This window comes from Polaribacter sp. Asnod6-C07, assembly GCF_045063625.1.
In the GTDB taxonomy this organism is placed as follows: domain Bacteria; phylum Bacteroidota; class Bacteroidia; order Flavobacteriales; family Flavobacteriaceae; genus Polaribacter; species Polaribacter vadi_A.
Window position 1 is genome coordinate 31,796 of record NZ_JBEFOF010000005.1, and the last position, 21,255, is coordinate 53,050.

General features: G+C 28.1%; 20 protein-coding genes. 13 read left to right on the forward strand and 7 right to left on the reverse strand.

The window, feature by feature from the left end; genetic code table 11:
* The first annotated feature begins 4 nt into the window (after positions 1-4).
* From ACJJVK_RS00235 to ACJJVK_RS00260, 6 genes are all read left to right on the forward strand, one after another.
* Complete coding sequence (locus tag ACJJVK_RS00235; RefSeq protein WP_405562149.1) at positions 5-1,015, forward strand: transglutaminase domain-containing protein; 1,011 nt, start codon at positions 5-7, stop codon at positions 1,013-1,015.
* Between the two features lie 253 nt (positions 1,016-1,268).
* Positions 1,269-1,709 (forward strand): hypothetical protein, encoded by a 441-nt coding sequence (locus ACJJVK_RS00240; protein ID WP_405562151.1) that lies wholly within the window; start codon positions 1,269-1,271, stop codon positions 1,707-1,709.
* A gap of 105 nt (positions 1,710-1,814) precedes the next feature.
* The gene (locus ACJJVK_RS00245) at positions 1,815-2,708 is read left to right on the forward strand and encodes a neutral zinc metallopeptidase (RefSeq protein WP_405562152.1); all 894 of its coding nucleotides are present in this window, start codon (positions 1,815-1,817) and stop codon (positions 2,706-2,708) included.
* Positions 2,709-2,723: 15 nt separating this feature from the next.
* Positions 2,724-3,239 (forward strand): GNAT family N-acetyltransferase, encoded by a 516-nt coding sequence (locus tag ACJJVK_RS00250; protein WP_405562153.1) that lies wholly within the window; start codon positions 2,724-2,726, stop codon positions 3,237-3,239.
* Between the two features lie 38 nt (positions 3,240-3,277).
* On the forward strand, positions 3,278-4,453 hold the full coding sequence (locus ACJJVK_RS00255) for a nuclear transport factor 2 family protein (RefSeq protein WP_405562155.1): 1,176 nt from the start codon (positions 3,278-3,280) through the stop codon (positions 4,451-4,453).
* A gap of 7 nt (positions 4,454-4,460) precedes the next feature.
* On the forward strand, positions 4,461-5,087 hold the full coding sequence (locus tag ACJJVK_RS00260) for a TMEM175 family protein (protein WP_405562157.1): 627 nt from the start codon (positions 4,461-4,463) through the stop codon (positions 5,085-5,087).
* Here ACJJVK_RS00260 and ACJJVK_RS00265 read toward each other — a convergent pair.
* The gene (locus ACJJVK_RS00265) at positions 5,084-5,494 is read right to left on the reverse strand and encodes a hypothetical protein (RefSeq protein ID WP_405562159.1); all 411 of its coding nucleotides are present in this window, start codon (positions 5,492-5,494) and stop codon (positions 5,084-5,086) included. The genes ACJJVK_RS00260 and ACJJVK_RS00265 overlap by 4 nt on opposite strands.
* On the reverse strand, positions 5,481-6,065 hold the full coding sequence (locus ACJJVK_RS00270; protein ID WP_405562161.1) for an RNA polymerase sigma factor: 585 nt from the start codon (positions 6,063-6,065) through the stop codon (positions 5,481-5,483). Before ACJJVK_RS00270 ends, ACJJVK_RS00265 begins: the two co-directional genes overlap by 14 nt.
* A 238-nt stretch (positions 6,066-6,303) precedes the next feature.
* Between ACJJVK_RS00270 and ACJJVK_RS00275 the strand changes: the two genes are divergently transcribed.
* The 4 genes from ACJJVK_RS00275 (at position 6,304) to ACJJVK_RS00290 (ending at position 10,175) form a co-directional block, all read left to right on the forward strand.
* Positions 6,304-6,648, forward strand: coding sequence for a DUF6249 domain-containing protein (locus tag ACJJVK_RS00275; protein ID WP_215995960.1), 345 nt, complete (start codon positions 6,304-6,306; stop codon positions 6,646-6,648).
* Between the two features lie 93 nt (positions 6,649-6,741).
* Positions 6,742-8,064 (forward strand): hypothetical protein, encoded by a 1,323-nt coding sequence (locus ACJJVK_RS00280; RefSeq protein ID WP_215995959.1) that lies wholly within the window; start codon positions 6,742-6,744, stop codon positions 8,062-8,064.
* Positions 8,065-8,067: 3 nt separating this feature from the next.
* Entirely contained in the window at positions 8,068-9,393 is a 1,326-nt protein-coding gene (locus tag ACJJVK_RS00285) for a M28 family peptidase (RefSeq protein WP_405562163.1), read from the forward strand.
* 8 nt (positions 9,394-9,401) lie between these two features.
* A complete protein-coding gene (locus ACJJVK_RS00290; RefSeq protein ID WP_405562165.1) occupies positions 9,402-10,175 on the forward strand; it encodes a hypothetical protein in 774 nt (257 codons plus the stop codon).
* A gap of 52 nt (positions 10,176-10,227) precedes the next feature.
* Here the strand turns inward: ACJJVK_RS00290 and ACJJVK_RS00295 are convergent, their stop codons facing one another.
* The 3 genes from ACJJVK_RS00295 to ACJJVK_RS00305 all read right to left on the reverse strand — a co-directional run bounded on the left by ACJJVK_RS00295 (position 10,228) and on the right by ACJJVK_RS00305 (position 14,612).
* Complete coding sequence (locus ACJJVK_RS00295; protein ID WP_405562166.1) at positions 10,228-11,109, reverse strand: carbohydrate kinase; 882 nt, start codon at positions 11,107-11,109, stop codon at positions 10,228-10,230.
* A gap of 124 nt (positions 11,110-11,233) precedes the next feature.
* On the reverse strand, positions 11,234-12,508 hold the full coding sequence (locus ACJJVK_RS00300) for a glycosyltransferase (RefSeq protein ID WP_215995955.1): 1,275 nt from the start codon (positions 12,506-12,508) through the stop codon (positions 11,234-11,236).
* A gap of 4 nt (positions 12,509-12,512) precedes the next feature.
* Positions 12,513-14,612, reverse strand: coding sequence for an HAD-IIB family hydrolase (locus ACJJVK_RS00305; RefSeq protein ID WP_215995954.1), 2,100 nt, complete (start codon positions 14,610-14,612; stop codon positions 12,513-12,515).
* 291 nt (positions 14,613-14,903) lie between these two features.
* Here ACJJVK_RS00305 and ACJJVK_RS00310 point away from each other — a divergent pair, with 291 nt between their 5' ends.
* Positions 14,904-15,479, forward strand: a complete 576-nt coding sequence (locus ACJJVK_RS00310; RefSeq protein ID WP_405562169.1) for a YdeI family protein — start codon at positions 14,904-14,906, stop codon at positions 15,477-15,479.
* Between the two features lie 66 nt (positions 15,480-15,545).
* Here ACJJVK_RS00310 and ACJJVK_RS00315 read toward each other — a convergent pair whose 3' ends face one another.
* Complete coding sequence (locus tag ACJJVK_RS00315) at positions 15,546-16,628, reverse strand: HmuY family protein (RefSeq protein ID WP_405562170.1); 1,083 nt, start codon at positions 16,626-16,628, stop codon at positions 15,546-15,548.
* A gap of 11 nt (positions 16,629-16,639) precedes the next feature.
* Entirely contained in the window at positions 16,640-18,766 is a 2,127-nt protein-coding gene (locus ACJJVK_RS00320) for a TonB-dependent receptor plug domain-containing protein (RefSeq protein ID WP_405562171.1), read from the reverse strand.
* 100 nt (positions 18,767-18,866) lie between these two features.
* On the opposite strand from ACJJVK_RS00320, the gene ACJJVK_RS00325 reads away from it, so the two are divergent.
* Both ACJJVK_RS00325 and ACJJVK_RS00330 read left to right on the forward strand, forming a co-directional pair.
* A complete protein-coding gene (locus ACJJVK_RS00325) occupies positions 18,867-19,769 on the forward strand; it encodes a DUF6607 family protein (protein WP_405562172.1) in 903 nt (300 codons plus the stop codon).
* A gap of 3 nt (positions 19,770-19,772) precedes the next feature.
* The gene (locus ACJJVK_RS00330; RefSeq protein WP_405562173.1) at positions 19,773-21,251 is read left to right on the forward strand and encodes an ankyrin repeat domain-containing protein; all 1,479 of its coding nucleotides are present in this window, start codon (positions 19,773-19,775) and stop codon (positions 21,249-21,251) included.
* The last annotated feature ends 4 nt before the right edge of the window (positions 21,252-21,255 follow it).

Sequence of the window (21,255 nt, forward strand, 5' to 3'; positions counted from 1 at the left end):
TTTTATGCCAAAAACTACACTCTTTTTCCTTTTATTTTACGCAAGTTTATGTTTTTCTCAACAATCTGATTTTAAACATATAAATTTCACTAAAGCAGATAGAATTGCTAATACTACCAAAACTAAAAGGTTGTATGAGTTAAATAAACTTACATACAATTTAACCAACAATCTAGAGACTGACGTAGAAAAGCTAAGAGCTATTTATGTTTGGATTTGCAATAATATTGCTAACGACTTTAGGTTGTATACATTAAACGAAAGAAAAAGAAATCGTTTTGAAAAAGATTCTCTAAAATTAGAAAATTGGAATTCTAAATTTAAAAAAACACTATTTAAAAAGTTACTAAAAAAGAAAAAAACCATTTGTACTGGTTATGCTTATTTACTAAAAGAAATGTGTAAAATAGTAGGTATAGAATCTTATATGGTTAATGGTTTTGCAAGAACTGCAACTGTAGATTTTTCTAAACTTACCATGCCAAATCATACTTGGAATGTTGTAAAACTAAATAACAAATGGTATTTATGCGACCCAACTTGGTCTACAGGAATTTCTTTTCCAGAAGAAGGTAGATTTCAATTCATTTACAATGATGGTTATTTTTTAGCAGATCCTGAATTGTTTTTCTTAAACCATTTTCCTGCTGATAATCAATTTTCTTTATTAGGTAAAACTACTCCAAATTTTATAGAATATACTGAATTACCTTTAATTTATGGTGATGCCTTTACAACTATTAAAGAACATATTTCACCTAATAAAATGGATCATATTTTAAAAAAGAACTCCGTTTTCACTTTTCAATATCTTTTAAAAGAAAATCAGAACATCAATAAAATAAAATTTATTATTGATAATGGAGCATCAGAAAAAACAATAAAACCAGAATTTCATAAAAAAAATAACATTTTAACCTTAAATCACACTTTTAAAAATAAAGGTTTTTTTGATGTTCATCTGTATTTAGAAAACAAATTAATTGCTACATACACTTTTAAAATCACTAATTAAATTATTGATTTTAAAAGTATTAATGCAGAATCTATTATTCCTTTTAATATTTCAAAAATTATATTCACTGTATTTAGAGAACATCTAAATCTAGTTTTAAATTTTCTTTATGATCAAAAGATGAAAATATTTTTATAAAACGATTAAAAATTTAATTGAAATATAGAGATAGATTATTCAAGAACTTCCTTATCTTATAAACAACTAAAACTTATTTTAGAATTAAAGATTAATCAACCTAAAGACATTGAAAATGAAAACTAAAATTAAAATTTTTAAAGCAATTATTCTAAGTGTTTTTTTAGGATTACTAGTTTCTTGTAATAATAAAAACAATGTTCAAGCCCCATTAAAAGGTGTTTGGAAATTAGATGCTTTTTACACTTTAGCAAACTCAGATACTATTGTAAAAGAATACAATAAAGTACAGCACAAAATATATTTGAATGGACATGTACTTTGGAATACAGATACAGATAAAAACGGTGTAGATTGGAGTGGTTATGGAACTTACACTTTTAAGAATGATACCATTACTGAAAAATTGACGTCAACTTCAAAATCTATGAAAAGTGATGTAAATACTTACGTAATTCCTATTGAATTTAATACAAATACTTACAAGCAAGTAAATACATATTATAGAAATGACACCATTTTTAAAAATATAGAAATCTTTACTAAAATTGATTAATTGAATGAATAAGCACTACTAACAATTTAATGATGGCTTAAGAATAACTGTTTAAGTTTCTATAAATTTATTACTTTTAAGCCTCAATAGAAACATGAAGAAATTATGAAATGGAGAAGCACTAAAAGAAGTTCTAATGTAGATGATAGAAGAGGCCAAAGTTCTGGTAGAGGATTTAGTGGAGGAAGTGGTTTAGCAGGAATGTTAATTCCGTTAATCCTAAAACTAGTTAGCACAAAAAAAGGATTAATTATTGTAGCTGTTGTTGGTCTATTAATGTATTTTTCTGGTATTAATCCTTTACAGTTTTTATATAGTGGATCTACCAATCAAATACAAAATACAAATTATAAAGGTACAGCTTCAGAAAACGAATTAGCAGAATTTAGTAATCGAGTTTTAAGAAGTACAGAAGATGTTTGGAATAACATTTTAAATAATTACCAAGAACCTAAATTGGTTTTATTTACCAATTCAGTTTCTTCTGCTTGTGGATCTGCATCAAGCGCAACTGGCCCTTTTTATTGCCCTGGAGATAACCAATTGTATATCGATTTAAGTTTTTTTCAAGAAATGGAAACCAAATTAAATGCTCCTGGAGATTTTGCACAAGCTTATGTAATTGCTCATGAAGTTGGGCATCATATTCAAAATTTAATGGGCACTACAGATAAAATGCAACAATTAAGAGGTAGAGTAAGCCAAAAAGAATACAATCAATTTTCTGTAAAACTAGAATTACAAGCAGATTTTTTAGCAGGTGTTTGGGCGCATCATGCTAAAAACATGAACTTAATTTTAGATGATGGTGATTTGCAAGAAGCTCTAAATGCTGCTTTTGCTATTGGTGATGATCGTTTACAACAACAATCTTCTGGCAGAGTTGTGCCAGATTCTTTTACGCACGGAACTTCTGCTCAAAGAATGCGTTGGTTTAAAAAAGGTTTTGAAACTGGAGATATTAATCAAGGAGATACTTTTAGTGCAACTACTTTATAATTTTTAGGTTGATAAATGCATAAAATTGTAAAAGCAACACTTAAAGATGCTAAACTTTTATCAAAATTAAGTATTGATACATTTTTACCTGCACATGGACACTCTGCTCCTAAAAGCGATATAGATAATTATGTTGCAGAAAATTTTAGTAAAAAAAACTTTGTTATAGAATTATTAGACCACAAAAATGAATACTATCTTTTTTATGTTGATGATAAAATTGCTGGATATTCAAAAATAGTTTTTAATAAAATTAACAAAAACATAGCCGCTAAAAACACAACGTATATGAGCAGATTGTATTTTTTGAAAGAATTTTATGGTTTGGGGTTAGGTAAAATTTTATTTGATTTTAACATACAACTCAGCAAACAGCATAATCAATCTGGTATCTGGTTAGCAGTTTGGATAGAAAACCAAAAAGGAATAAAGTTCTACAAAAAAATGGGTTTTAGAAAAGTTGGCAGTTTAGATTTTAAAATATCTGAAACACATAGCAACCCAAATCATGTTATGTATTTAGAAATTTAAATTTTTGTTTTGTTATCTTTGAGAAAAACGATGTTAAAATGAAAAAATTAATTCTTCTCTTTTTACTTATATCAACCTTAATTACTGCACAAACAAATACTGAAATTCATCTTTTTGATATTGAAATTTCTGGTGAAGGTTATAAACTTACAAATGGCAAAAATATATCTAACAACAAAGGTTATGACAGCCAACCGTATTTTTATAATGATAACCTTATTCTGTTTGCATCTGCCAGAAATGGGCAAACAGACATTGCAAAATACAATGTAAGAGATCAAGAAATATCCTATATTAATAATACAGAAAATGGTGGTGAATATTCCCCTCAGAAAATACCGAATTCAAAAAATGTTTCTGCTGTAAGATTAGATAATGATGGTTTGCAACGTTTTTATACCTATAATTTTAAAACTGGTAAAGACAAAGAATTGTTACCAAATTTAAAAGTTGCTTATCCTTTTTGGTTAAATAAAAATACATTAATTGCTTCTGTAATTGTAAATGATAGTTTGCACCTTATTGCATCAAACTTAAAAAATAAAACCAATACTACTGTTACCAAAATGGTGGGTAGATCAATTCATAAAATACCAAATTCAAACTTGGTTAGTTTTATAAGCAAAGAAAATAAAGAATATTGGTTATTAAAATCTCTGAATCCTGAAACACTAGAGATTAAAACTATTTGCTCTTTAGGTAAATCTGAAGATGTTACTTGGTTAACAAATGGTACTTTATTAATTTCTAAAGGGAATTCTATTTACAAATTCAATCCGAAGAAAGATAAAAACCTTAGTTTATTTTTTAATTTTACTGATGAGAATATAAATAATATTTCTAGAATTGCTGTAAATGCAACAAGTACAAAACTAGCTATTGTTGCAGAAGTTTCTCCTGAATATTTAGCAGAAGAACAATTACAAGGTTACAATAAAAGAGATATAGATGCATTTTTAAAACCTTATGCTAAAAATGTAAAAGTGTTTAATTTTCCGAATAAATTAAATTATGAAGGTGTAGAAAAAATGAGAGAAAACTATGCTTCATTTTTTAAAAATACACCAGATTTACATTGTAAAATCTTAAAAAGAATTGTTTATAAAGATAAAATAATAGACCACGAATTGGTAACAGCAAATGGAAGAACGTTTAAAGCAGTTGCTATTTATACAATGAAAAACGGAAAAATTACAAGTGTAACTTTTATGTAAATTAATAATGAAATTCATACACTCAAAAGACAGATTAGAAAGCGTTTCAGATGGCGTTTTTGCGTTTGCAGCTACTTTAATGGTTGTAAATATTGGTATAAATACCTCAATTACTTCTTTTACAGACGAACTACCCAATTTTATAAGTTTTGCAGTTAGTTTTTTCGTAATGATGGCCATTTGGAAAGTACATTACAACTTTTATAGAAGAACAAACTATATTGATAATTGGATTATTGGCTTAAATATGGTTTTACTTTTTACAGTTTTATTTTACATATTTCCAATACGTTCTCTTTTAAATACAGGAATTGGAGGTGAAATGATTAGTAAAGAAAATTTTTCGAATATTTTTCAATTATACAGTATTGGGTTTTCTTTAATTTTTATCTGCTTTCATTTACTCTATTTTAGAGCCTATAAAAAAGACAGAGAAAATGATAAAAATTTAAAGTTACTATTTTATTCTAGGCACTTTTTAATTTTTATTCTAGTAGGTATTATCTCTTTTTTATTGGCTAAATTTCAAATAGGATTAATGTATGGAGTTCCTGGTTTTATTTATGCTTTTTTAGGTCCTTTATGTTACTTTCACTCTGTTAGGTTTCATAAAAAACACAATTTAAAATTTTAATGAAACTTTTTATTAAAGTGATTTTTTAAAAATACAACTTGGGCTACTATCATTAATCCAAAGAAAAATATTGCATAAAAAACTGTATTTGATAGATTTATAGCTGGTAAAAAATTCGGGATTTGAATTTTATCTAAAAATGAAAAATTAAATTCTAAAGAGTTTATTAAACTCTTTTCCGAAGTTTTAAAAGGAATTAAAATTACAGCTAAAACAAAAATAGAAATAATTGCCCATCCTTTTTTAGAAATTAAAGCTTTCGTTTTAAAAACTTTAGATTTACTTTCTTCTAAAATATTTTTCATTAAAGAAGCTGTAAAATCTGCTGATGGTTTTTCTTGCTCAATTTCTTTTACATACTTTTTAGCAAAAGCATCTAATTCGTTTATATGTTTATTTTCTCCCATAATTTTCTATAATTTCTGGTTCAACATTTTCTTTAACAATAGTCAATAATTTTTTTCTTGCTCTATGTAATTTTACTTTTAAATTGGCTTCAGATAAAGAAGTTACTTCCATAATTTCTTTTAAAGATAATTCATCATAATAAAACATCCAAATTATAGTACGTTGTTCATCAGGTAATTTTTGCAAACAAACATCCATAATCTTTGAGCGTTCTTTTCTTTCAATACCTTGTAAAATAGTTTCTACTGCTTGTATTTGATTAAATGTAATTTCATTAATTTCAAAATTTGCATTATTATTTCTATTCTTTTTTATGGCATCTAAGCTTGTATGATAAGCAATTCTATACAACCATGTAGAAAATTTAGAATCGCCTTTAAAATTCTTTAAATTTTTAAACGCTTTTATAAATGTATCTTGACTTATTTCTTCTGCCTCTTCTCTACTCTTTGTCATTTTAAACGCCAAACTGAACACCATATTCTTATAATCATCAACAAGATGTGCAAATGCATTAACATCTCCATTGATGATTTTTGTAATATAAAGTTGGTCGTTTTTGTCGGTCATTTATACTATGACTGACTATTGCATAATTAGGTTACACTTTTTTGTGTTTTTTTATCAGATTAAAAATAAAAAAAGTTTTTCACCTTATTAATAACTTCTATAATTTTAAAACTGATCTTTTACTCTTTTAAATAAAACTTTAAAAAAAATTGAATCTTTTTGTAACCTTAATTTAAAATTTGTCGTCAAAGCTACAAACACAATAAAATTAATCATTTAAACTTTAAAATTATAAATTATGGAAATCGCAGTTTTAGCAATAATATTTGGTAGCATCTTTGGAGTATTTTATTTATTCTTCTCTACAAGAAATAAAGAAAGGTTGGCCTTAATAGAAAAAGGAGTTGAGGCTTCAATTTTTATGAAAGGGCATCAAAAAACCTCATCTTCTACAGGTAAATTTATCATCTTAAATTTAGCAGTTTTATTAATGGGAATTGGGCTTGGCGTATTTTTAGCTCTTTTATTAGATACTTATACAACTATGGATAGTGATGGTATTTATCCTGCTTGTATTTTCTTTATGGCTGGTGTTGGCTTATTTGTAGGCTTTACATTAACTAAAAAATTAGATAAAGAATAAAGTTTCGTTAAAACATACCTTAAACCACTTTATTTAACATAAAGTGGTTTTCTGTTTTTAAAAAGTGAAGTATCTTTAGCTATATTTTTCTTGATGGAACAAAATTATCAAAATTCTAAATTCAGAGAATTATTAGACAAACTGCAACAAGAAAGTTGGCAACTAGAACTACTAATCTCTGGTTTTGCCATTTTCGGACTTTTTTCTGCTATAGAACCTATTGGAATTAGATACGATATTGCAGAAAATGAACAAGATTTAGTAAGCACAATTTTATGGTATGCAGCCTTAGTTTCTAGTTGGATTTTAGTTTCTAATCTGCTAATACACGTAATTTTAAGAGGTTTATGGATTGGTGCTTTAGGCTTGCGTTATATTTCTGGTGACATAGATTACAACGAACTGAATTACTCAGAAAAATTCACCAACTTTCTACAAAAAAGAATTGGTTCTTTTGATAAGTATATAGCCAATTTAGAAAATTATTGCAGTGTACTTTTTGCAGTTTCTTTTCTTTTTATTTTCTATTTTCTGGCTTGTTTATTATGCATAGTTACTATTATATTAACAACCTTTATTTTTATAGATACTGATTTACAAAATACTTGGGGTTTTATATTATTAATAATTGGTATATTATTAATTTTATTTATTTGCTTTGGTGCTTTATTAACATTCATAGATTTTATTAGTCAAGGTTTTTTAAAAAGAAAAAAATGGACTTCTAAATTCTATTTCCCTATTTATAAAATATTCAGTTTTATAACTTTATCCTTTTTATACAGACCATTAGTTTACAATTTTTTAGACAACAAATTTGGCAAAAAACTCAGCTGGATTTTAATACCTATTTATGTGGGCATCATTTTCTTAACCACATTTAGCAACCATAAATCTAATTATTTAAACAAAGAAAACAGTTCATCTAAATATTTTACAAATGCCAATAATTATGATGATCAAATATTGCATGAAAACGATTTTATTAAAACTGCCTCAATTCCATCAAAAGTAATAACAGATAATTATTTAAAGGTTTTTTTAATTTATAATCAAAGTTTAGAAGATAGATTATATGATTTTAATAAAGGCTTAGAACCAAAAGAAGACAGAAGAGGTTTAAGGTCTAGTATAATTTCTTTAAGTAATTCACCTAAAAAAATAGATAGTTTAAGAACAGAATATTACAAAACTCTTAATGATACTTATAAAATTTATATTGATAAAAACAAACACGAATCAGATTTTATAGCAACCACAAACAAATATAAAAGACTGGGTTTTGAAACTTTTTTAGACATAGACACTTTATCTTATGGCAAGCATTTCTTAGAAATTACAAGAAAAAGAATTCGAAAAAAAGATACTTTAAACCCTATAATTGTAACCATTCCTTTTTGGAAATTTAAAAAGTAATACATGAAAAAAATTACATTCTTATTTATTTTATTTACTGCAGTAATTACTGCACAAACCAATCAAAAAATTTATGATATTATTGATGCTGTTTCTGCAGATAGAATTGAAGCAGATGTAAAAAAATTAGCAAACTTTGGCACTAGAAATACTTTTTCTGACACTATTTCTGAAACTCGAGGAATTGGAGCTGCAAGAAGATGGATAAAATCTGAATTCGAAAACATTTCTACAAATTGCGATAACTGCTTAAACGTATTTTATCAAAAAGATTTTGTTACCAAAAAAGGTAATAGAAGAGTACCTCATGATGCTTGGGTTGTTAACGTAATTGCTATTCAAAAAGGTACAAAATACCCTAACAGATATGTAATTATGAGTGGAGATATAGATTCACGTGCAAGTAACACTATGGATTTTACTACAGATGCTCCAGGTGCAAATGATAATGCCTCAGGAATGGCAGGAACTATAGAAGCAGCAAGAGTTTTAAGCAAATACAAATTTGAAAGTAGCATTATTTATGTTGGTCTTTCTGGTGAAGAACAAGGGCTTTTTGGTGGTGCTGGTTTAGCAAAATATGCTAAAGAGAAAGAATGGGAAATTATTGGTGTTCTTAATAATGATATGATTGGTAATATTACTGGTGTAGATGGTGTTACTGACAATAGATCTTTTAGAATTTTCTCTGAACCTGTACCTGCTAATGAAACAGAAAGAGCAAGAAAAATGCGTCGTTTTTATGGTGGTGAAGTTGATGGGATTTCGCGTCAGTTAGCAAGATATATTCATAAAAATGTGAAGACTTATATGCCAGAAATGAATCCGATGATGATTTATAGATTAGATCGTTTTGGACGTGGAGGACATCACAGGCCTTTTAACGATTTAGGTTTTGCAGGAATAAGAATTATGGAAGCTCATGAAAATTACACACAACAACATCAAGATATTAGAACCGAAAATGGCATTAATTATGGAGATGTTTTAGAGCATGTAAATTTTCCCTACACAAAAAAATTAACTGCTGTAAATGCAATTAATTTAGCCAGTTTAGCTTGGGCACCAGAAGCACCTAAAGAAGTTGCCATTGGCGGAATTGTAGAAGCTTCTGCAAAACTTAAATGGAACAAAGTTGATGGTGCTAAAGGCTATAAAATTTATTGGAGAGACACTACATCTCCAACTTGGGATAATTCTAGATACGTAGAAACTACAGAATTTACTTTAGAAGGAATTGTAATTGATAATTTCTTTTTTGGAGTTGCTGCTGTTGGTGAAAATGGTGAAGAAAGCGTAGTTGTTTTCCCAAATAAAATTTTAAGATAAAATTAATTATGAAGTTAATCTTTAAAAGTATTCAAGTTATCTGTTTGTTCGTTTTGTTATCAAGTTGTAAAACAGAAACAGACAACAAAAATGAAGTTTTAGTTTTAGGAACCATTCATAGAAGTCATTTAACTTCTAAAGAATTTTCTATCGATAAATTAACAAAACTAATTAAAGAAATTAATCCTGATATTATTTTAACTGAAATTCCGTCAAATAGATTTGCAGAAGCAATGGAAGGTTTTAAAAGAGACGATTCTATTTCAGAACCTAGAGTTTTACGTTTTCCAGAATATACAGAAGTAATTTTTCCACTGTCTAAAACAATGGATTTTGAAATTATACCAACTGCAGGTTGGTCTGCTTCTATGGCTAGAGAACGTCAACAAAAACTAAGAGCAATCAGTAGAGATTCCACAAGAAAAGAAGATTGGAAAAAATATATAGATGCTAATAAAAAATCTGATTCTTTAATGGCAATTACGGGTAATAGAAACGATCCTTATTTTATACATACCAACACTTACGATAGTATTTACAATATTGGTTTAGAAGTTTATAATGATCTTTTTAATGAAGAATTAGGCCTTGGTGGTTGGGACAATATTAATATTGCACATTATTGGAATATTGAAAAAGTTTTACAAAAATATAAGAATCAAAATAAACGAATTTTAATTACTTATGGAGCAGGACATAAAGTTTGGTTTTTAAGGGAATTAAGAAAACGAGATGATATAAAATTATTAGAATTAAAACCTTTTTTAGATCAATTAAAATAATTTAAAATACAATTTTATCCATGCATTGCATAATTGTTGTGTATGGATAAAATTATATTCCGATAAAATCAGTAATTTCTTTTTCACTTATAATAGGATTTGCACCTTCACTTTGTGCAACTAAAGCACCAACAGCACAAGCAAAATCTATTGCTTTTTGTGGTGTTGATCCATTAATTAATTTACTCGTTAAAGAAGCTAAAAAAGAATCTCCAGAACCAACTGTGTCTTTTACTTTAATCTTGTAACCACTATTATAAAATAACTCATTATTATACAACAAAACAGCCCCATGTTCTCCTTTGGTAACACAAATATGTTTGGTATTTGTTTTTTCTGATATAAAATGAATGTTTTGTTCTAAATTATTGAATTTAGATCCTAAAAAAGCACTTATTTCGTACAATTCATCATCATTAAATTTGATGAAATTTGCCTTTTGCATCAACTCTACTAAAATCTCTTTTGTATAAAAAGGAGCTCTTAAATTCACATCAAAAATGGCATATTTTGCAAAGTCTAAAAGTTGATATAAAGTGTTTTTAGAAACCTCATCTCTATTAATTAAACTACCAAATACAAAAGCATCTGCTTCTTTTACAACTTCTGATATTTCAGTTGTAAATGCTATTTTATCCCAAGCTTTTGGATGAATAATTTGATAGGTAGCTCCTCCTTTTTTATCTAAAGTTACAGCTACTTCTCCTGTAGAAAAATCATTTAAAATTTGAATAAATTTACTATTTATTCCATTTTCTTTAATAAAATCTAAAATTGGTTTGCCTAATTCATCATTACCAATAGCACTAATCATAGTTACATTATTACCAAACGATTGTAAACGAATTGCAACATTTAATGGTGCTCCTCCAATTTTTTTATGTGTGGGAAAAACATCCCATAAAACTTCACCAAAACAAACAATTTTAGCCATATATTTTTTTAATTTCTTTATTGATAAAATGAAAAACTAAGTACAATTTATAAAAAAGTAAAATGAGTAAATTGTGTTAAAATAAATATACATCAATTGCTCACTTTACTTTTTACATCAATTTTTAATATACATTAGTTTCTGAGGTTCTTTGATTTATAGAACTTGCAAAAATGGATAGCATTCGTTTTGCAATCCCTGTCCAACCAAAATTTCTACGTGCAAAACGTGCACCTTCTACAGACATTTCATTTCTTAAATCTGGATATAAAAGAGGCATTGCCATCATTGCACCAAACTCTAAAGGTCTATGAGGATCTGCAAAAAGAGCTTGATTACCAAAATCTATTAAATCGCACAAACCACCATGAACTGTAACCACACTTGGTGTACCACAAGCCATTGCTTCTATGGCTACCATACCAAAAGGTTCGTATCTAGAAGGCATTGCAAATATACTTGCAGCTCTATAAACATTAGCTAAATCATCATCTTCTATATAGCTTTTCCATTTAATTTTATCCATAACACCAATTTCTGACGCTACTTTTTTTAGTTTTTCTATACCTTCTATATCTTGTTTAGAATCACCACCAATTGCAGCTACTAACCTTGCTTCTGGGCACAGTTCAAAAACAGTTGGTAAAGCATTTATCAATAAGTCATAACCTTTATTATGAGCCATTCTACCTAAGGCCAAAATATCTGTAGGATTAATATCGTATTTTAATCTTATTTTATCATTTTCTTTTGATGGAACAGGAAAAAATCGATTTTCATCAATTCCTGGAGGAATCATACTGCAGTTTCTACTTAACACATCATATTGCTGAACTAACAAATCTACTTGAGGTAAAGTTGTAGCAATTACAAAATTACACATTTGATAAACGAAATATTCTTTTCTTATACGTTCTTTAAAACGATAAGTTTTTTCCATTTCTTTTTCATCCATATCACTACCCATAGTATGTTGTTTCCACCAACCTAAAGAATGTGGTGTATGAACGTGACAAATACCTAATTCTTCTGCAATTTTTTGACCTGCCCAACCTGCATCCCAATAATGAGAATAAACAACATCGTATTTTTTATTCTCTTTTTTAATGGCAGCTAAAGTATTGGTTACAAACTTTTTTAAATGATCGTGCATGTCTTCTTTTCGGATAAACTTTTTACCACCAAAAGGAATTCGCCAAACTTTGCAATTTTCATTTACATCATCATACTCTGGTTGATCTTCAAATTGTCTTGTAACTAAATCTACTGTTTTACCTAATCTGCTAAAACGTTCTGCTAATTCTAAAACGTAGACTACTTGTCCACCTGTATCTGGTTTTCCTAATTCTGCATTTGCCCCTACATATCCATGTAAAGAAATCATTAATATTGATTTCATCTTTCTATTTTTTAGTTTTAATTTTAGTTAATTTTAAATCGTGATAAGCAGAAATGTACTGAGCTGCAGACCAAGCTTGGTATGCTTTACCCATTGGTTTACCTGTTACACCATGTGCCCATTCTGTAAATTCCCATTCATGATTTATACCTTCTTTATTGATTAATGCTAGTTTGTGTAACTCTGCTATTGCAACATCTCTAAACCCTAGTTTACTAACAAATTTCACCCAAAAACCACCTACAAAAGGCCATATACCTCCATTATGATAATGGTTTGGTAAATTCAGCAGATTTACGGTATAATAAGGTCTCCAATCTGGATCTCCAGGACTTACTACTGGGTATACATTTGCAACAGGAAAAGGATCGTTTACACCAACACCTAACATAAATTTAAAAGTTTGGTGAGCTTTTTCTGCATCTATGGTACCATGTAAGAATGCTAAAATATTCCCTAGAGTATCACACCTCCAAGAAAAATCGAATGGTGTTGTTTGAGCTATTAGATAAGACGTATCTCCTAAAGTAAATTGCTTTTCAGCAAATGAAACTGAGGTAAATAATTGCTGTTGTGTAGATGGCCAAAAATTGGTAACAATTTCTTTTTTAATTACTTGAGACCATCTTATATACTCACCTGCTTCTTCATGATTACCTAACATTTCTAGCATTCTACCAAAACAAACATTAGATCTGTACCATAAAATTTCATCATATAAAATGTTATAGCTTCTACCAAATAAATCTGTCCAATCTCCAGCTTCAGGAATTTCTAAAAGTGCATCGTTATTACTATCGTGTGCACCTAACCAACGCATTGTTTCTTTAATATCACCAATATATTTTCTTAAAAAATCGATGTCTTTGGTAACATTTACGTATTCGTAAAATGCAATTACTACCCAAATTCCACTATCTATAGAACAAATACCACCTACTCCTGAATAATCTGGAGCGTTATCTTTTATTCTTACATTTGATGGAATTTGACCATTTCTAGAAATATGTTCTAAAAGAGTTAATAATGTTTGACGTTGGCAATCGTGAATTTCTTTATCGTGAATTAATGATAATGAACCAATTACTGTAATTGCACCATCTCTAGCCCAAACACTGTAATAGTTTTCGTCTGTACCATGAGCCACATTATCTTTTATAGAACAAGCAGAAAAACCTAATGGAGTTATATTTTTCTTTAAGGCTTCTACAGCTTTTACATAACCTTCTTGTATTAAAGCTAAACGTTCATCATCATTTTCTGATGCAATATTGTCTAATTCTTTTTGAATAAAAAAATCATCTGAATGATCTATATTCATTTCTTTTATTGCCTCTTTTGGCAATACTTTATAATAAATTAAGCCTTCTACAATACCACCTCCTTTTTCTTTTTCTGTATGATAAACTTTTTTGTGTTTTGTATAATTATAAAGCTCTTCATGTGCATTAGAAACTACAATTCCATTTACATTTTTTAAATCGAACATTGCAGAATCATTACCACTATCTCCAGCAACTAAAACTTGATTGGTTTTTAATTTTAACCTTCTTAGCAACCATTCTAAAGCATTACCTTTATTGGCCCATTTTGGTAAAATATCTAAAAATTTATTACCAGAATACACCACATTAACATCCATATCTGCATCTAAAAATTTCTGAGATACACTTTCTATTAATTCATCGCTTGCATCATGAAAAAAGTAACTTCTTTTATAAGTATGCTGATATTTGCTAGGTTGCTCACTTATTGGGTGATCTAAACTATACATAATGCTTTCTACTGATTCAAGATTCCAACCATCATCTAAAACATCATTAAACTCTTTAACTAAAGCGCCTTTTTTATAATTGTAAATATGTGTACCTACTCCAGAAATTATGTAGTCTGGTTTTGGCAAAACACCTTTATCAATTAAACTTAAAACATCATCAATTAATCTACCTGTATTATACGTTAAAATAACGTCTAAATCATCAGCATACTTTATCCAAGTTTTGGTAAAGTTACTTTTAAAAGTGTGGAAATCGATTAGGGTATTATCGATATCAAAAGATAATAATTTTATATTGTTTTCTAAATCTAAATTGTTCGAAATCATAAAATATTTTTATAAAGTTTAAGTTTCAATATTTGTTAAATTAGAAAAAACAAAAACCAAATCCAAGTAGAACTCGGGTTTTAGCTTTTCCAAATTCGATTTTTATGATTATGATAATTATAGGCATTGATTAATCTGATTGCCATAGTCTCAAAAACATCATTTTAGATAATTACAGAAGTATTTATTTTTATTTATCCTTAGAAATAGACTACTTTTTTCTCTAATATTCTTTTAAGCTTCTTTTAAAATTTAAAAAAATAAAATTCTCTTTTATTGTATATTTATACTATGATTGAAAAACCTGAACTTTATTTTAAAAATGATATTGAATGGAGAAATTGGCTCTCTAAAAACTATGATACATTTAAAGGTGTTTATTTGATATTTTATAAAGTAGAGAATGATGAAGAATCTATGAGATGGGAAGAAGCTGTTAAAGTTGCTTTGTGTTTTGGTTGGATAGATTCTACCGTAAAAAGTTTAGGAAATGGCAAACGCAGACAATATTTTTGCCCTAGAAACACAAAAAGTATTTGGAGCGCTTTAAATAAAAAATATATTAAAGAACTTACTGCAAATAATTTAATGCACAAAAGTGGATTAGAAATTATTAAAATAGGTAAAGAAAATGGTTCTTGGACTGCTTTAGATCTTGTAGAAAAAGGGATAATTCCTGATGATTTACAAACTGAATTCGACAATAACAAATCTGCTTTCATCAATTTTAAAAACTTTGCACCCAGTTATAGAAAGAACTATTTGTATTGGATTCATCAAGCAAAAAGACCAGCTACTAGGCAAAAAAGAATAACTGAGATTATTTCTTTATGCGAACAAAATATTAAATCTAGAGATGCTCGTTAATAATAAAAAGCTATCTAGACCAGAGTCTAAATAGCTTTCATAAAAAAAAAATAAACAAAAAGAAAGTTATTGAAGTAAGCTATATACAAATTCTGGATGACCACGTTCTCCATCAGCATTTGTTAATGCTAAAAACTTTAATTTGTAAAGATTACCATCTGTATCATTAACAACATAAAAAACATTGTCTTTTAAAGAAGGTAAACTACCTGGTCCTCCACCATTTCTCCAGCTACTTCCTATACTTCTTTGATCTGTTACAAAATTTGCTGTTGCAACATCTGCTAAAGTAAAAGTATCGTAAGTAAAAGCGTCTACATCTGTATCAATCATGTATACTTGTGTGTCTGCTTTTGTGTTATTTGTAATAAAATCAGAATATCCGTAAGAACCATAACCTTCTATTTCGTTTGTGAAAACAGTAAAGTTTAAATCCCAGTTTTGTTTTTCTGGTTCTATAACTGATTCTGAATCTGAATTAAAACTAAAGAAAGTAAAATTATAAGCTGAATTTTTAGCAATAGTTACTTCGTTATAAGTTGTTGCATCTAAATCTGCATATTGTAAAACATAATCAGATCCGCTTTTTAGAATTCTAATTTTTTTCCAACCTCTAGTATCACCAGCAATAGCCACACTTCCTGTTTCTGGAGTTTCAGTGCCAACTTCGTATCCTAAGTTTAATAAATACACATTATTATTTGCATCTGTATCAGAAATTTCTGCAATTGCTGTTTCTGTTATTGTACCAATTGGTGCATCTACATAAGCAGTATTTGCAGCATCAAAAGTACCCACTGCAACTTTTGGTTGTAATTCTTGTACTTCTTCTGTTGTTGAATTTACTGCGTTTATATCTGTAGAAGATAATTGAGCAGCTGCCATGTAAAGTGATCCATTTAATGCTACTCTAAACTCAGAACCAGAGTAAAAACCAAGATCCCAAGAATCTCTTTTAACAACTGTTGTTGCACTTGTACTTAAATCTACATAAACTTGGTTTGGTTCGTTTGCACCACCTACTTCTGGTGCTATTGATGAACCATCAATTACAATAACAATTGGTTCTGTTGGTGTATCATCATCATTACAGCTTGTAAAAGAAAACACTGTAACACATAAAATAAAAGTTAAAAATTTGTTTGTCATGATTGTTTAAATTAAAAATTAAGATTGTATAATAGTTTTAAGTAATAAGATTTGCCATAGCCCAGTAATAATACACTGTTGTTGGCAGAATGAATACCTTCTGAATTTGTACCACTAACATTTACGTTAACAACATCAAAAAAATTTCTACCTCCTAGAGTAACTTGGATTTTGTTTTTTAAAAATGATTTTTTTACTGAAGCATCTAACCAGTTATAAGCGCTTGTAGTAGATTTGGTAAAAATTGAATTACCATCAGTATCTACATCAGTAGACACATAATTTTGTTGTTTACCATTATGTTTTAGTAAAACTGTAAAGGCTGTCTGCCATTTTTTAATATTGTAAGTTGCACTTGTATTTAATTGAAAAGAATATAAAAACTCATCTTCTACATTTGCTTCATTTTCTGATACTCTAGATATTCCTTGTAAAGTAGCTCCTAAATTAAATGTCCACACATCTTTTTTAAAGCTGTTAGTTGTGGTAATTCCCCAAAGTTTATAACTATCTATATTTATGTATTGATATTGTAAAGGAATTGTATTTACAATAGCTAAATCTATTTTATCAGAAACATCTAAATAGCTAACTTTTAAACTATTTAGCACAGAAATATTATTTATATGACTGTATTTTTTTAGATTGATAAAAGCTGTAAATCCATTTTCTGGATTCAAGTTTTCATTTCCTCTAACATCATGATTAGAGTCTACGAAATAATAATAGAGTTCTTCAAAATTAGGCGTTCTGTAAGATGTACCAATATTACCACGTAATTCAAATCCATTTTTCATTAAGTAACGTGCGCTTAAAGAACCCAAAACTTTAGATTTAAATAAAGAATTGTATTCATATCTAACTCCTGGTCTTAGTGTAAATTTCTCAGAAAATTTATATTCAGAAGAACCAAAAACAGCAAAATTATTTTGTGATTGTTCCTTATCTTCTCCTGTAATTTCTCCAGAAGATTCTGTATCAAAACCCGTTATAAAACGTGTTTCATAACCCAATTGAAAATTAAATTTATCGCTTTTTACAAGGTTATTAATATTACCTTTAGAAAAGAATACTTTACTAGATTGATAAGTTTCATCGGTTTCATTACTCCTATCTTTATTTAAAATAAAGTAGTTAAACTCATTTAAATTTCTTTTTTGTTCTTGATAAGAAAGAGCAACATTATAGTTAGCTCCAGAATTTAATTGCCCTATAAAATTTAAATTATTTACAAATCTATTAGTAGTGAAAATTCTATCTGTAGCAGAAGGATTACTTGTTTGTGCTGCAACATCTATATTAGCTCTTACAGTAGCATCATAATAATTAATTAACTCATTAAAATATTCGAACTTATAAAAAAACTGAAACTTATCTTTACGATATTGTACAAAAGCATTGCTGTTTAACTGTTCTTTTGGCAACCAATCATAACCTCTTAAACCATCGTTTTCGTAATAACTTGCACCTTGCCTACCATTATAAAAACCAGCAAAATCATTTCTATTTACCCCTAACCTAACCAACCAATTATCAGTAAGTTGGTTTGCAATATTTAAAGATTGTATATGCCTACCTTCATCAAACAAAGCATATTCTTTACTTACAGTTTCTTCTTGTACAGAAGCTCTAATTTGCCAATCATTATCTATATTTTTTTTAGTGATAATATTTATAACTCCAGAAACTGCATTGGCTCCATACTCTACACCCATTGCTCCTTCTACAATTTCAATACGCTCTATATCATCTAAATTTATTTGTGTTAAATCGATGTTGTTGCCTAATCCATTATCACTTACTAACGGAATATTATCAACTAAAATATTAAAGTATTGTGCATCTAAACCAAAAAATGATATTGTAGACTTACCTGTTTGTGAACTTGGTATAATTGTTAAGTTTAAATTAAAATTCAATAAATCTGCTAAACTATTTGCAGCCTGATTTTCTATTTGCTCTCTCTTAATAACAATTACATTGTGTACAGATTTTTTTATAGACCTTGGGTTATATTGACCAGTAATTACAACTTCATCTAAATTGGTAACTTCTGTACTATCTTTTTTTTGCTCTTGAGCATAACTTATTGTAGTTATTGAAAAAAAAAGTACGACTAAACTTCTATTTAGAAACATTCTTAATAATTTTCGACAAATATATATCTTATTTTTAATCAATCTAAATAAATTGTATATTTTTGTAAAAAAATTAAATACAACTTAAATAAAATTATAAATGAAAAAATTAGTACTAGCAAGTTTAATATGTATTGTAGCAATGACTACAAATGGACAAAGCAAAAAAACAAAAGACAAAAATGCTATTAAAGAAATGTGCGGCTGTTTTGAGGTAACTTTCAATTTTGCTGAAACTTTTAATTATAGTGAAGATGAAGGCTACAAACCTTCTAAAACTAAAGTTGATAAGGGTTTAGAATGGGCAGGTTTAGTGGTTGATGATAACAACAAAATATCAATTCAACATTTGCTTCAAGTTGGTAATCCTGCAAAGCCAATGATAATTAAGCATTGGAGACAAGATTGGTTGTATGAAAACACAGACTTTTATGTTTACAATGGAGATAATGAATGGACATTTACCCAAGAAGATAAAGGAAATGTAAAAAAACAATGGACACAAAAAGTGTATCAAGTAGATGACAGCCCTAGATATGAAGGTTCTGGCTCTTGGGTACATGTAGATGGAAAAAGCTATTGGGAAAATACAACAACAGCACCTTTACCAAGAAGAGAATACACCAAAAGAAGCGATTACAACATAACTTTAAGAGGCAACAGACACGAAATTACAAATTATGGTTGGGTACATGACCAAGATAATAGTAAAGTAATTCGTGAATCTGGAAAAGATGATGTTGTTTTAGCTAAAGAAAAAGGATACAATACTTATAAAAGAGTTGATGATAGTAAATGTAAAGCAGCTGCAGATTGGTGGGTTGCTCATAATGATAAATGGCAATTGGTTAGAAATAAATGGGCAGAAGTTTATGGCAGAAACACTGATTTATCTTTAGAAACAAAAGTAGACAACAAACAACTTTATAAACATTTATTTTCTGATGATATTACTGAAGAAAAAGAAATGAATTCTATAATTGAATCTTTTGTAAAAAAATAAAAAATGAAAAAATCACAAAAAATATCAATCATATTATTTCTGATTAGCATTGGAACTTTTGCACAACAAAAGAATATTTTTCACGACAGAGGTTTCTGGAAATCTAAACCAACCATAGAAATTATTGAACAAAAAATTGCAACAGGCATTGATATAGAAAAATCGAACAGTAATGCTTTTGATGCAACTGTTTATGCTATTCTAGAAAAATCTGATGATAAAATAATTGAGTATATAATTTCTAAAAATGGAAACAATGTAAATAAACTAACTCACGATGGTAGAACTTATTTACATTGGGCAGCTTACAGTGGCAAATTAGAAATTATGAAATACTTAATTTCTAAAGGTGCAAAAACTGATGTTGTAGATACACATGGTAATACTTTCTTAAATTTTGCAGCTTCTTCTGGACAAGGTAATCTAGAAATTTATAAGTACGGAATTGAAATTGGTGCAGACATTACTAAAGAAAAAAATCATGATGGAGCAAATGCTTTGTTATTGGTTGCGTCTAATGTAAAAGATTTTAAAATTATAGATCTTTTTGTTGCAAATGGTGCTTCATTAAATGATAAAGATGACAATGGTAATGGCTTTTTTGAATATGCTGCAAAAGGTGGAAACACTAAATTTTTATCAACTTTAATTGATAAAGGAATTGATACTGGTAAAAATGCAATGATTTTTGCAAGTCAAGGTTCTAGAAGAAAAAGCAATACTTTAGAAACTTATCAATTTTTAGCAAAGAAAGGGATTAAAGTAAATGCTGTCGATCATGAAAACAGAAATCCTTTACATTTCATTGCAAGAAACAATAAAGACATTAATATTTATAAATTCTTTATAGATAAAGGTGTAGATATAAATTTACAAGATTATGAAGGCAACACACCTTTTATGGTGTCAACAACTAGTGGTAACTTAAAAACTATAGAATTTTTAGCTAAAGATGTAAAAAACATCAACCTAAAGAATAAAAAAGGAACTACAGCATTAACTAATGCAGTTGGTAGAAACTCTACAGATGTTGTTACTTTTCTAATCGAAAAAGGTGCTGATATTAATACTTTAGACAAAGATGACAATACACTTTCTTACTACTTAATTAATAGTTTTGGAGGTAGAAACAAAGATGCTTTCGAAACAAAATTAAAGGTTTTAGAAAAAAACGGATTGATTATAAACAAACCTCAAAACTCTGGTAACACTTTATTACATATTGCTGCAAACGAAAATAATTTAGCTTTATTAAAAAGATTGGCTAGTTTTAATATTGATGTAAATGCAAAAAATAAAGAAGGTATTACAGCTTTACAAATTTCTGCAATGAAAGCCAAAGATGATAAAATCATAAAATACTTAATAGGTATTGGTGCAGACAAAAACATTAAAACAGATTTTGATGAAACTGTATATGATTTAGCATCAGAAAATGAATTGTTAAAGAAACAAAATGTAAACATTAGCTTTTTAAAATAAGAAG

Coding starts and splice junctions, on each gene's coding strand:
- ACJJVK_RS00235 (WP_405562149.1), top strand. CDS start 5: ATGCCAAAAACTACACTCTTTTTCCTTTTATTTTACGCAAGTTTATGT.
- ACJJVK_RS00240 (WP_405562151.1), top strand. CDS start 1,269: ATGAAAACTAAAATTAAAATTTTTAAAGCAATTATTCTAAGTGTTTTT.
- ACJJVK_RS00245 (WP_405562152.1), top strand. CDS start 1,815: ATGAAATGGAGAAGCACTAAAAGAAGTTCTAATGTAGATGATAGAAGA.
- ACJJVK_RS00250 (WP_405562153.1), top strand. CDS start 2,724: ATGCATAAAATTGTAAAAGCAACACTTAAAGATGCTAAACTTTTATCA.
- ACJJVK_RS00255 (WP_405562155.1), top strand. CDS start 3,278: ATGAAAAAATTAATTCTTCTCTTTTTACTTATATCAACCTTAATTACT.
- ACJJVK_RS00260 (WP_405562157.1), top strand. CDS start 4,461: ATGAAATTCATACACTCAAAAGACAGATTAGAAAGCGTTTCAGATGGC.
- ACJJVK_RS00265 (WP_405562159.1), bottom strand. CDS start 5,494: ATGGGAGAAAATAAACATATAAACGAATTAGATGCTTTTGCTAAAAAG.
- ACJJVK_RS00270 (WP_405562161.1), bottom strand. CDS start 6,065: ATGACCGACAAAAACGACCAACTTTATATTACAAAAATCATCAATGGA.
- ACJJVK_RS00275 (WP_215995960.1), top strand. CDS start 6,304: ATGGAAATCGCAGTTTTAGCAATAATATTTGGTAGCATCTTTGGAGTA.
- ACJJVK_RS00280 (WP_215995959.1), top strand. CDS start 6,742: ATGGAACAAAATTATCAAAATTCTAAATTCAGAGAATTATTAGACAAA.
- ACJJVK_RS00285 (WP_405562163.1), top strand. CDS start 8,068: ATGAAAAAAATTACATTCTTATTTATTTTATTTACTGCAGTAATTACT.
- ACJJVK_RS00290 (WP_405562165.1), top strand. CDS start 9,402: ATGAAGTTAATCTTTAAAAGTATTCAAGTTATCTGTTTGTTCGTTTTG.
- ACJJVK_RS00295 (WP_405562166.1), bottom strand. CDS start 11,109: ATGGCTAAAATTGTTTGTTTTGGTGAAGTTTTATGGGATGTTTTTCCC.
- ACJJVK_RS00300 (WP_215995955.1), bottom strand. CDS start 12,508: ATGAAATCAATATTAATGATTTCTTTACATGGATATGTAGGGGCAAAT.
- ACJJVK_RS00305 (WP_215995954.1), bottom strand. CDS start 14,612: ATGATTTCGAACAATTTAGATTTAGAAAACAATATAAAATTATTATCT.
- ACJJVK_RS00310 (WP_405562169.1), top strand. CDS start 14,904: ATGATTGAAAAACCTGAACTTTATTTTAAAAATGATATTGAATGGAGA.
- ACJJVK_RS00315 (WP_405562170.1), bottom strand. CDS start 16,628: ATGACAAACAAATTTTTAACTTTTATTTTATGTGTTACAGTGTTTTCT.
- ACJJVK_RS00320 (WP_405562171.1), bottom strand. CDS start 18,766: ATGTTTCTAAATAGAAGTTTAGTCGTACTTTTTTTTTCAATAACTACA.
- ACJJVK_RS00325 (WP_405562172.1), top strand. CDS start 18,867: ATGAAAAAATTAGTACTAGCAAGTTTAATATGTATTGTAGCAATGACT.
- ACJJVK_RS00330 (WP_405562173.1), top strand. CDS start 19,773: ATGAAAAAATCACAAAAAATATCAATCATATTATTTCTGATTAGCATT.